Source organism: Streptococcus merionis DSM 19192, from assembly GCF_000380085.1.
GTDB lineage: Bacteria > Bacillota > Bacilli > Lactobacillales > Streptococcaceae > Streptococcus > Streptococcus merionis.
The window spans coordinates 124,402-136,441 of the sequence record NZ_KB904558.1 but is presented as its reverse complement, the minus strand read 5'-3'; the positions used below and the strand labels follow the sequence as shown (position 1 = coordinate 136,441).

Here is a 12,040-nt window from a genome sequence, read left to right as displayed (position 1 = left end):
TTTGACTACAAAACATTTATCCCTGAAAATGTTGCCAAGGTGAAAAAGCAAGTTGATGACTTCATCGCAGAATATGAAAGGACACATCGTCCACTCACGCCACTTGAACCAGCGATTGTAGAGACAACAGAGATCCAAAAAGAAGCNATCGACTATCTCAAACAAGAAATTCCAGCGAACGATCTTGAAAAAGGGAAACGTCGTGTCAAAGTCGTTGGACAAAAAGGTGAAAAAGAAATCACTTATAAAGTCCGTAAGCGAGGCGATCAGGTTCTTTCTCGTGACAAAGTCAACGAAAAAATCACCAAAGAAGCAGTTACAGAAGTCATTGAAGTTGGCACAAAAGAAGTGAAACCGAGCCAACCAAAACCACACACACCTGAAATTAAGACACAGAAGAAGAGAGAAGTCGAAATTCCGTTTGAAACCAAGCAAGTTGAAAACAAGGACTTGCCAAAAGGTCAAACACGTGTAAAACAAGAAGGTAAAGTTGGTATTCGCACCACTGTCGAAGAAATCACGACAAAAGACGGAAAAGTAGTGTCACGTGAGATAATCATTGATGAAGTGACTACTCAGCCGATTGCGCGCATNATCGAAGTTGGTACAAAAGTGGAAACTCCGCTGGAAATTGTCGAAAGCGAAGAAACTGAAACACAGGATATTGCTTACGAGACAAAAGAGGTTTCAAATCCTAACCTGCCAAAAGGTCAGCGTAAAGTAACNACTCCGGGTCAAAAAGGCCAAAAAACAATCACTTACAAGGTCAAAAAGCAGGGTGATAAAGTGATTTCACGNGAANAAATCAGTGAACAAGTAATAAAAGCCCCCGTGACCGAAGTGGTTGAAGTTGGCACGAAAGAAGTNAAACCAGTNCCATCAAAACCTGAAACNAANACACAGCAAGAGAAAAATGAAATGGGCACAAAAGAGCCTGAAAAGATGGCTCCAGAAATGGCTCAAAAATCTCAAAAACAAGTTTCTTCTGGCACTCAAAAAGGTTCATCTGACAAGACACCTAAGAAACAGTTGCCAAATACAGGGGAAGCAACAAGTGTCTTTGTAGCACTGGGTAGTGTATTACTTATCCTAGTGGTCTCTCTGATAATCCAAAAGAAGAAAAAGTCAGAAAAGTAATCTTGCCTAGATTATTCTTCTAATTGACACTATGCACTTACTGGTAGTAGGAGAATGCTAATTTATTCAAGCGTTCTCCCTATCTGCATTGGCCATGAGTAGGGGCTTAGACAAACCAAAAAGACCTAACGAGACGAATGTTCTGGTTAGGTCTTTTGGCTGTTTTTCAGTGAAGTTAGTAAACCATTTAAAAAAAGCAACTAGACGAAAGTCACAAAATAAGGTATAATTGAGTGGAACATTTAATGAGGGGCCTTAGCTCAGCTGGGAGAGCGTTTGGCTGGCAGCCAAAAGGTCAGGGGTTCGATCCCCCTAGGTTCCATATTTACTTCGTGCGGTTTCGGTTAACGTTGGTGTGTCAGCGTTTTTTTATTTTTAGTCTTCCGAAAGGAATTGGGGAAATACTATTCTTGCTCGGTAAAAACAGGGAAACGCGGTGGTTTGAAGAAATGAGACCATCCGCTGGATAGTTTCAGCCTGAGTTAAAAACTTTAGTTGGTCACTCTCTTTCGGCCAACAAAAAAGCCCGATTCAGTGGAATTGGACTTTAATACTCAATAAAAATCACAAAGCAAACTAGGAAGCTAGCCGAAAGCTATACTAGCGTAGGCAAGGCACGCTGACGACGTTTGAATGAGCATAAAATATCGTTATGGATTAAATTCTGCCTTGGATTTGACATCTAGGTATTCTTCGGGCGCTTCTTTGCTGAGAATTTCATCATAGGCTGCAAGGGAGATATCATCGCCGTAGGTTTTGTAAAGAGCAGTTGTGACCAAGCGATAAGCTAGATTGGCATTACGTGACAAGATTGGTCCGTGAAAATAAGAGCCAAAGACATTTTTGTAATGAACGCCTTCGGTATTGTCTTCGCCATTATTTCCTTTGCCATAAATCAATCTACCTAAAGGCTTTTCATCAGGGCTCAGGAAAGTGCGGCCTTGATGATTTTCAAAACCATAGTAGGTTTCATCAAATTCTTCGTTGTGGATTTTGATGTCGCCGATGAAACGGTTATTTTTTTGATTGAGTGTGTAGTGTCCTAGAATACCAAGCCCATCAATCCGACGTCCACTGGCTTCGATATAATATTGACCTAGAAGTTGAAAACCGCCGCAGATTGCTAGAACGATACCGTCATTATGAATATAGGTCTCAAGTGCCTGCTGTTTTTGAGGCAAATCTTTAGCGATAATGGATTGTTCGTAATCCTGACCACCTCCGAAGAAAACGATCTGATAGTCCTCAGGATTGAGAGGGTCATCTATAGAAACGATATCAACAGTCACCTTGGCTCCTAGCTTTTCAGCCACATACTTGAGCATGAGGACATTGCCGTTATCGCCGTACGTATTCATCAAGTCACCGTAGAGATGGGCAATGCGGAGTTCAAAAGTATAGTCTCTGTCTGCTGGACTTTGTAGGCTTGTGTAGACCATTATGTCAACTCCTTTCTAACAGCTTGACGCTGAGCCAAAAGGTCACGTAATTGCAGCATGGCTGTGTAAGTCGCTAGGATATAAGCATGCTCTGTCTCTTGATGTTCAATGGCATTCAGCACAGCTTCTAGGCTGTCCAACTCAGTGATTTGCTCTTCAGGATAGCCTGAGACCCGCAAGCGACGCGCGATTTCTGAATGACGAACCCCTCCAGCATAGACTTGCGGAATTGGCATTTCTGTGATTTTTTCAAATTTGGCATCCCAAATCCAGCTGGTATCAATACCGTCAGCATAGTTGGCGTTTAGAAGCACAGACAGACTGAAATCATAAGGAGCAAGCGCAATCGTCTCCAGTGCTTGATCAGTACCGACTGGATTTTTGACGAGAACCAGAGTGCAGGTTTTATTTCCGAGTACAAAGGTTTCCTGACGGCCAAAGACTGCTCGGCTTTTTTCAAAACCTTTTTTGATGATTTCAGGAGCAACACCAAAGTGTTCAGCTACAGCTACAGCCGCTAAGGCGTTGTAGATATTGTAGACTCCGCCGATGTTAATCTGGTAGGATTGCCCGTCAATGACAAAGCTGCTGCTCGTATTGGTCAATTCGGTCAATTCTGTCACGGCATAATCCAGCTCAGGACGTTTGAAGTCACAGTTTGGGCAAATGTAGCTACCGAGATTAGCATAGGTGTTCATCTGGTAACGGATAATGTGCTGGCAGTTTGGACAGAGCACACCCTCGGTATTGTAATGTGCCAGCTTTGGTTCACTTTCTTTTGTTGCAAAGCCATAATATTTGACTTGGTTGACGAGTTTAACCGAGTTAAAGAGTGGGCTATCACCATTTAACAAAACAGTTGCTTCAGGAACTTTAGCTGCGCCATCAATAATCATTTGGTAGGTCGTGTAGATCTCGCCATAGCGATCCATCTGGTCACGGAAGATATTGGTAAAGACAAAAAGGCTTGGTTTCAGATATTCTGTCACCTTTGGAAGACTAGCCTCGTCAATTTCAAGAACAGCGATTTTCTTTCCTGATTTGGTTTTTTTGGCAGACAAAAAGGTTGAGGCAATACCGGTAATCATGTTAGCCCCTGATGTGTTCGTCAAGACTGATCCGGAAGCCTCTTCTAAGATCCCAACAGTTAAGGCAGTGGTTAAGGTTTTACCGTTAGTTCCTGTAACAACCACGATTTCATAGTCTTTAGCGATAGTTTCTAAGAGATTGGGGTCGCATTTAAGAGCCAGTTTTCCTGGCAAGGTTGATCCTCTCCCCAGTTTTTGAAGCATCCACTGACTGGTTTTTCCAGCCAGAATGCCGATAGCAGTATTTAATTTCATATAAGATATTTTATCACATTTCTTCGTATCATTCATCTGGAAAAAATGATATAATGAGGAGGTAGTGTTTTTTGTGTATCTTTGAGGGAGGTTTGTATGAGTTTTACGCAGCTATTACAAAATAGCAGTCAATTTTGGGAAAGTTTATTTGCAGATCCATGGCGGATAATAGCCAATGTCATTGATGTCATCTTGGTGACAGGGCTCTTGTATATTTTCATTAAAGCCTTGTCTGGAACGCGGGTCATGACCTTGATTCGTGGTGTGTCCTTGTTTATTATGGCACAGCTAGTCGCAACTTTTCTTGGATTTCAGACCATTTCTTTTATTTTAAATCAGATTTTCACCTACGGTGTCATTGCAGCAGTAGTGATTTTTGCGCCCGAAATACGCTCTGCTCTTGAAAAACTAGGCCGCTCAGCATCTCTTTTTACTTCAGAGGCGACACTTAGTGATGAGGAAATTTTAATCCAGTCTTTTTTGAAAGCTACTGATTATATGGGGCCACGGAAAATTGGGGCCTTGGTCAGTGTTGAAGGAACCCAAAGTTTAAAGGAGTTTATTGCAACAGGAATCAAACTTGATGCAGATGTCTCTAGCGAGTTGCTTATCAATATCTTTATCCCAAATACCCCTCTCCATGACGGAGCTGTCATCATTAGAGATAATAAAATTATGGCTTCTTGCGCTTATTTGCCTCTGACAGATTCTACCACGATCTCAAAGGAATTCGGGACTCGTCACAGGGCAGCAATTGGTCTTTCTGAGCAGACAGATGCGTTTACGTTTGTTGTCTCAGAAGAAACAGGAAGTATTTCAACCACCTATAATGGGGTTTTCAAGCACGACCTATCACGGGATGAATTTAAGACAGAGCTGCGCCGCATTTTGATTTCGGATGAAGCTAGGAAATCAAAAAGTAAAAAATGGTTTAAATTTTGGGAAGGAAAGTAGGTAGCGTTATGAATGATAAAAAACAAAATCTTTTTTTCTTAGCAGTCTCCCTTATCCTTGCCCTTTTTCTTTTTTTCTATGCGTCGTTCAGCAACTTTCAGACAACATCTGCTGCCAAGGTAACGAACTCTGAAACTTTTACCAATACCATCTACAATGTTCCGATCAATCTCAATAATTATGATAACTCGGAGTATTTTGTGTCGGGCTTTACGTCAGATGCAACGGTACAATTAACCTCCTCTAACCGCGTCACTTTGCAAAAAGAGAGTCAGGAAGCCACTCGATCTTTTGTTGTGACGGCAGACTTCAGCGGTTTAGAATCGGGTACACATGAGATTCCTCTGAAGCTTGAAAACTTACCGACAGGTGTGAATGCGACAGTCTTACCGGCTACCATTACCGCCAAAATTGGAAAGCGCGTCTCTAAGGTTTTTAGTGTCAAACCCGAATTTGCAGAGGGCCAAGTTGACGATGGTGTCAAAGTCAGCAGTGTCACGGTGAAAGACTCAGAAGTCGAAGTTGTGACAGATGAAGATACCATGTCTAAGATAGACCATGTTGCTGCTCTCTTGCCAGCTGATGTCACGGTTAAGGATAACTATACGGTTATTGTTGCCTTGCAAGCGGTTGATGTTAATGGGAACTATCTTCCAGCAGTCATCGAACCAGGAGAGACGAGTTTGATTATCAAGGTTAAGAAGTCTGATAAATAACTGTCATCTTGTTATCAAAGTGTTTCAAATTTGACGTCTTGATAACACATTAATCTGCTATGATGTCAATAATAAAACGATAGGAAGTTTAGAAAGATATTACAATGGGGAAATATTTTGGAACGGACGGTGTCCGTGGAGAAGCTAACGTAGAGTTAACACCAGAATTGGCTTTTAGGCTCGGACGTTTTGGGGGCTACATGCTCAGTCAGCATGAGCCTAACCAACCACGCGTGTTTGTAGCGCGTGACACCCGCATTTCAGGAGAAATGCTAGAGTCAGCCTTGATTGCTGGGCTTCTTTCAGCAGGTATCCAAGTTTATACACTTGGTGTGCTGGCGACACCTGGTGTGGCACACTTAGTTCGTACGGAAAAGGCGAGTGCGGGTGTCATGATTTCTGCTAGCCACAATCCTGCTCAGGACAACGGTATTAAATTTTTCGGTGCAGATGGTTTTAAGTTGGATGATGACCGCGAAGCTGAGATTGAGGCTTTACTTGATGCTGCAGAGGATACAGTGCCACGTCCAAGTGCAGATGGTTTGGGGACGCTTGTTGATTACCCTGAAGGATTGCGGAAATATCAACAGTATCTCATTTCGACTGGGAAAGATCTAGAAGGACTTAAAGTTGCGCTGGATACTGCGCATGGTGCGGCCTCAACTAGCGCCCGTCAGATCTTTGCAGATCTCAATGCGGAGATTTCAGTGATTGGTGATAAACCAAATGGTCTTAATATCAACGATGGTGTTGGTTCTACTCACCCTGAAGCTCTTCAAGACTTGGTCAAAGAAAAAGGAGCAGACGTCGGTCTGGCCTTTGATGGAGATGCGGATCGTTTGATTGCTGTTGATGAGAATGGTGATTTGGTTGACGGTGATCGGATCATGTTTATCATTGGAAAATACCTGTCTGAGCAGGGCTTGCTTGCTAAGAATACAATTGTGACAACCGTTATGTCTAATCTTGGTTTTCACAAGGCGCTTGATGCACATGAGATCAGCAAGGCTGTAACAGCTGTTGGCGACCGTTATGTGGTTGAAGAGATGCGCAAGAATGGCTACAGCTTAGGTGGTGAGCAGTCTGGACACGTCATTTTCATGGATTACAATACGACTGGAGATGGCCAGTTAACCGCTGTGCAATTGACCAAGGTCATGAAAGAAACAGGGTTGAAACTTTCCGAGTTAGCCGCTCAAGTAACTATTTACCCTCAAAAATTGGTCAATATCCGAGTGGAAAATAGCATGAAAGACAAGGCGATGGAAGTACCAGCAATTGCAGCGATTATTGAGCAGATGGAAGCTGAGATGAATGGAAATGGCCGGATTCTCGTGCGTCCAAGCGGAACGGAGCCTCTTTTGCGTGTCATGGCTGAGGCGCCTACAGATGCTGAAGTAGACTACTATGTAGATACCATTGCGGCAGTTGTTAAGACTGAAATTGGTTTGGATTAGAAAAAAGAGTGAGATGAAAATCGTGATTCCTATGCGATGATTAATTCTTCTCACTCTCTTTTGATTTTAGGGATAATGATTGAATAATCCTTTAAAACGTGATAGAATAAGCCTATTATCGGAATAATGCCAGTCTTATTTTGACTGTAAGATTTGGGCAGATAAGTAAAACTATTCAGGAGAAACATCATGGCTTTTGGTGAGCAAAAGAAAAAGAAAACGGCTTTTGAAATTTTGACCTCAGTGGTCGTATTGATCATGCTTGTGGCGATGGTCTTTGGGATTATTGCCTCAGTAGTCGGTGTCTTGACACGATAGAAGAAACAAAAGTGGGCGGGAAGCGTTAAGGAGAGTCCTTCGTGCGGTCCTGCTTTCTTTTTGAAAAAGATAAGGTATTAGAAAATGAGTATGTTTTTAGATACAGCTAAGATCTCGGTCAAGGCTGGTAAGGGTGGTGATGGCATGGTAGCCTTTCGCCGCGAGAAATATGTGCCAGATGGCGGGCCTTGGGGCGGCGATGGCGGCAAAGGGGGCTCGGTGATTTTCCGAGTTGATGAGGGGTTACGCACCTTGATGGATTTCCGCTATAACCGAAAATTTAAAGCGCAATCAGGTGAAAAAGGGATGACTAAGGGCATGCACGGTCGTGGTGCCCAAGATTTGATTGTTCGAGTGCCGCAAGGAACGACTGTGCGTAATGCCGAGACAGGTAAAGTTCTCACAGATTTGGTCGAAAACGGTCAGGAGTTCGTTGCAGCCCGTGGTGGTCGCGGTGGGCGTGGCAATATCCGATTTGCCACACCGAAAAATCCAGCACCAGAAATTGCTGAAAACGGTGAACCAGGTGAAGAGCGCGAACTGCAGTTGGAATTAAAAATCCTCGCTGATGTTGGTTTAGTTGGTTTCCCATCTGTTGGGAAATCGACCTTGCTTAGTGTTGTGACAGCAGCTAAGCCAAAGATTGGCGCTTACCATTTCACGACTATCGTGCCAAATCTTGGTATGGTGCGCACCAAGTCAGGTGACAGCTTTGCTATGGCGGATTTGCCCGGATTGATTGAGGGAGCGTCGCAGGGTGTTGGTTTGGGGACTCAGTTCTTGCGTCATATTGAGCGGACACGTGTTATTCTCCATGTCATTGATATGTCCGCTAGCGAAGGACGTGATCCTTATGAGGATTATTTGGCTATCAACCATGAGCTTGAAACCTACAACCTTCGTCTCATGGAGCGCCCACAACTGATTGTGGCCAACAAGATGGACATGCCAGACGCTGAGGAAAATCTAAAGGCTTTTAAGGAAAAGCTAACAGCTAACTATGATGAGTTTGACGAAGTACCACCAATTTTTCCGATTTCAGGACTTGCTCATCAAGGACTGGATGCTCTTTTAGAAGCGACAGCTGACTTGTTGGCAGTGACGGATGAGTTTCTCCTTTATGACGAATCTGACTTCCAAGAAGATGAAGTCTACTATGGTTTCCAAGAAGACGAACGTCCATTTGACATCAGTCGTGATGATGATGCGGCTTGGGTACTCTCTGGTGAAAAGATTGAAAAACTCTTCGTCATGACCAATATGGATCGGGACGAGTCGATCATGAAATTTGCCCGCCAACTGCGTGGTATGGGAGTTGACGAAGCCCTGCGCCAACGTGGTGCTAAAGATGGCGATATTGTGCGTCTCGGTAACTTCGAGTTTGAGTTTGTGGATTAACACCTTAAGAATGGCTAGTTTCTAAAGAAACAGCCCTTCTACGGAATGCCCTATCTTGGATCATTCCTAAAGGTCTTACTAGCTCGAAAAGTTATTATTATCGAATGACTTTTCTCACGTCGTAACGTCTTTCTTGTATTCCTACGGTTGCCGCTATGGCGGACAACCTAACGACCTTACTAACTGCGACAAACCAGTAATATCGACTGGTTTGTCTCCGTGTCGTAACCTTTCAGGAAATTTTTAATTCGAGCCTTGAAATAAGAGAGCGAGGTAAAAAACCTTACGAATGGCTAGTTTCTAAAGAAACAGCCCTTCTACGGAATGCCCTATCTTGGGTCATTCCTAAAGGTCTTACTAGCTCGAAAAGTCATTATTATCGAATGACTTTTCTCACGTCGTAATGTCTTTTTTGCATTTCTACGGTTGCCGCTATGGCGGACAACCTAACGACCTTACTAACTGCGATAAACCAGTAATATCGACTGGTTTATCNCCGTGTCGTAACCTTTCAGGAAATTTTTAATTCGAGCCTTGAAATAAGAGAGCGAAGAAAATCGAATTTCTGAGAAATTACCGATTTTTGTCCCACTCTCTAAAGGTCTTACTAGCTCGAAAAGTCATTATTATCGAATGACTTTTCTCACGTCGTAATGTCTTTTTTGCATTTCTACGGTTGCCGCTATGGCGGACAACCTAACGACCTTACTAACTGCGATAAACCAGTAATATCGACTGGTTTATCCCCGTGTCGTAACATTTCAGGAAATTTTTAATTCGAACTGGAAAACAGGAGAGTTAAGGAAGTCGATTTGAGATTTTACCAATTTTTATATGTATTTTCGAAGATTACATACTTTCGGGTGAGGTGGAAATCATCACGACTGTCTGTTTCAAACTCGTCTTTCTAAGTTTTTGCTATGGCGGACATCATTTAAACGGAGGTTATCTTATGGGTGATAAACCGATATCTTTTAAAGATAAAAATGGTAATTTTGTTTCAGCAGCCGATGTTTGGAACGCTGAAAAATTGGAAGAACTTTTTAACCGCCTCAATCCCAATCGCAAATTGAGGTTGGAGCGAGAGAAGTTAAACAAAGAAAAGGGCTAGCTTGGGCTGGCCTTTTTGAATGGTGCTAAAATGGAATAGATTGGTAAAGCTATCTCAAAATCAATGTGTCGTTGGCATGACTTTCTGAAACAGAGTGTATCGCTCTTGGTTTCATAAAGTAGAAAAGCAATATTGACTTAACAAAATTTTCAGGCAGTTTTACTGTTTTTAGGGCTTTTATCTAGTTTCATAATTTCTCAGGAATTTTCCTGAAAAACGAAATGGAGGTGCTGGTAATTTATTGCTTTTAGCTGGCATTTTTCTGTTATAATAGAACAAAAGAATGAATGGAGTTTGTCGTTTTGAGCATTCGTCAATTAGTCACGGAATCCCTAAGAAATTTATACAACCACAAGTATCGCTATCTGTTAACCAGCATCCTCTTGCAGGTGTTTCTGATGACAGTTGGCCGCTTTGTCTTATCTAGCGTCTTTCGGTTAGCCTTGCGTCTGGCTGGCGTTTCCAGTTTGACTCAGGAAAATACTTTTGAAGTGATTGGGCAAACGGGACCTTTCTTGATGCTCATTGTTTATAGCCTTCTGGTTGCAAGTTTTATCTTTTTAGAGTATATCTGTCTGGTTTATATGATTGTCAGTTCCTATCGCAATGTGGAAATCAGAGACATGCTCAAGGCGACATGGCAAAAGATCAAGTGGCTATCAGGCCCGCAACTTTTTGTCTTTCTGAGTTATTTAGCCTTGATGATTCCCGTTGGTAATCTTGGTCTCAGCTCGCCTTTGTTGGAGCGGTTTCGCATTCCTGATTTCATCACAGGGGAATTGCTGAAAACGGATCTAGGAATAGTTATATATTATAGTGTCATTGGTCTGGTCGTTTACCTCAATATTCGACTCATCTATTTTTTACCACTGTCGGTGGTCAATGACAATACCCCTTGGGAAAATGTGACGCAGAGCTGGCGGTTAACGCGCCAGAACAAGTTCAGATTAATCGTTGTCATCGGGCTGTTTACAGGGCTTGTGGCAGGAGCTGGGATTTTAATGACCTATCTTTTGTCCATCATCTTCGGATATCTGGATAACTTGTGGAATAATATTGCTCTACAGACGCTTTTTTATAGTTTGGTCAAGGGCACGATATATATTGTGGCTTTCTTGAATAAGCTGGTGACGATAGAGGTGCTGGTTAATCATCTTCTGGGAGCAGATGAGGCAGATCAGTCGATTGCCTATGTGACCCTATCTGAGAGCAAGGCTTTGCCATTTCGTTATCCGAAGTGGAGTAAACTTGTCCTTCTTGTCACGGTGGTGGTTTCCGTCATCTATAATGGTGTGCAGCTCTATCTGGTCAATCTGAATAAAGAGGTTCTCATGATTGCCCATCGTGGGGATACTACAGCTGGCGTGGAAAATTCGCTCGAGGCTCTAGAAGCTGCAAGTCTTAAAGGAGCTGATCTGGTGGAGATGGATGTGTTGATGACGGCAGATAAGCAGTTTGTGGTCATTCATGATAATAATCTCAGACGCTTAGCTGGTCGAAATTGGAACGTTTCAGAGAAAAACTTGGTTGATATAGAAGGCTTGCAAATCTTTCAGAATGATTTTACCAGCGAGATTGTCACTCTAGAAACCTATGTGAAGAGGGCTCAGGAGTTGAATCAGCCACTCTTAATAGAGCTCAAGCCACATGGAGACGAGCCAGATAATTATGTTGATTTAGTACTTGCGGAGTTGAAGCGATTAAATATCAAGAAGACCGATAAAGTCATGTCGCTTGATTTGAAGGTCATGGAGAAATTGGAGCAGAAAGCACCTGAGTTGTCCACGGGTTATGTGATTCCGTTACAGTTTGGCAATTTTGGTAATTATTCGGTAGATTTTTACGTGATTGAGGATTTTTCCTACAATGAAATTATCATGCTTAGTGCTGAGCAGCAAGGTAAAGATCTTTATGTCTGGACCATCAATGATGCGACCAGCTTATCCAACTACCTACAAAGCCCAGTCAATGGGATCATTACTGACGAACTGGCTCTTTTTAAGATGGAGCAAGCTAGCCTTTTAGAAGACGATAGTTACTTCGCCAGAGCTTTGCGATTATTAGGTATCCGAGAATAGAAAAACGACTTTCCATGCAGTCAGGACAAAGGCATGATAAGAACTTCTCCTGATTTTCTTCATGTTAGAAAAGATATCACTGAAAACGT

General features: G+C 42.6%; 10 protein-coding genes and 1 tRNA gene. 9 read left to right on the top strand and 2 right to left on the bottom strand.

What is annotated here, in order from left to right:
- The first annotated feature begins 39 nt into the window (after positions 1 to 39).
- Both A3I5_RS0109930 and A3I5_RS0109925 read left to right on the top strand, forming a co-directional pair.
- The gene (locus A3I5_RS0109930) at positions 40 to 1,137 is read left to right on the top strand and encodes a G5 domain-containing protein (RefSeq protein WP_428835818.1); all 1,098 of its coding nucleotides are present in this window, start codon (positions 40 to 42) and stop codon (positions 1,135 to 1,137) included.
- A gap of 249 nt (positions 1,138 to 1,386) precedes the next feature.
- Positions 1,387 to 1,459 (top strand) — tRNA-Ala (locus A3I5_RS0109925).
- A gap of 328 nt (positions 1,460 to 1,787) precedes the next feature.
- Here A3I5_RS0109925 and gatD read toward each other — a convergent pair.
- A complete protein-coding gene (gene gatD / locus A3I5_RS0109920; protein ID WP_018374456.1) occupies positions 1,788 to 2,576 on the bottom strand; it encodes a lipid II isoglutaminyl synthase subunit GatD in 789 nt (262 codons plus the stop codon).
- Positions 2,576 to 3,919, bottom strand: coding sequence for a lipid II isoglutaminyl synthase subunit MurT (gene murT, locus A3I5_RS0109915; protein ID WP_018374455.1), 1,344 nt, complete (start codon positions 3,917 to 3,919; stop codon positions 2,576 to 2,578). The genes gatD and murT overlap by 1 nt, the downstream gene beginning before the upstream one ends.
- Before the next feature lie 96 nt (positions 3,920 to 4,015).
- Between murT and cdaA the strand changes: the two genes are divergently transcribed.
- From cdaA to A3I5_RS0109880, 7 genes are all read left to right on the top strand, one after another.
- Positions 4,016 to 4,873 (top strand): diadenylate cyclase CdaA, encoded by an 858-nt coding sequence (gene cdaA, locus A3I5_RS0109910; protein WP_018374454.1) that lies wholly within the window; start codon positions 4,016 to 4,018, stop codon positions 4,871 to 4,873.
- Between the two features lie 8 nt (positions 4,874 to 4,881).
- On the top strand, positions 4,882 to 5,589 hold the full coding sequence (locus A3I5_RS0109905) for a CdaR family protein (protein WP_018374453.1): 708 nt from the start codon (positions 4,882 to 4,884) through the stop codon (positions 5,587 to 5,589).
- Between the two features lie 104 nt (positions 5,590 to 5,693).
- Entirely contained in the window at positions 5,694 to 7,046 is a 1,353-nt protein-coding gene (glmM, locus tag A3I5_RS0109900) for a phosphoglucosamine mutase (RefSeq protein WP_018374452.1), read from the top strand.
- A gap of 189 nt (positions 7,047 to 7,235) precedes the next feature.
- A complete protein-coding gene (locus A3I5_RS12445) occupies positions 7,236 to 7,364 on the top strand; it encodes a DUF4044 domain-containing protein (RefSeq protein ID WP_018374451.1) in 129 nt (42 codons plus the stop codon).
- 84 nt (positions 7,365 to 7,448) lie between these two features.
- A complete protein-coding gene (gene obgE / locus A3I5_RS0109890) occupies positions 7,449 to 8,762 on the top strand; it encodes a GTPase ObgE (protein WP_018374450.1) in 1,314 nt (437 codons plus the stop codon).
- A gap of 952 nt (positions 8,763 to 9,714) precedes the next feature.
- Entirely contained in the window at positions 9,715 to 9,873 is a 159-nt protein-coding gene (locus tag A3I5_RS12700) for a hypothetical protein (RefSeq protein ID WP_018374449.1), read from the top strand.
- A 287-nt stretch (positions 9,874 to 10,160) separates the two neighbouring features.
- Complete coding sequence (locus A3I5_RS0109880; protein ID WP_018374448.1) at positions 10,161 to 11,951, top strand: glycerophosphoryl diester phosphodiesterase membrane domain-containing protein; 1,791 nt, start codon at positions 10,161 to 10,163, stop codon at positions 11,949 to 11,951.
- The last annotated feature ends 89 nt before the right edge of the window (positions 11,952 to 12,040 follow it).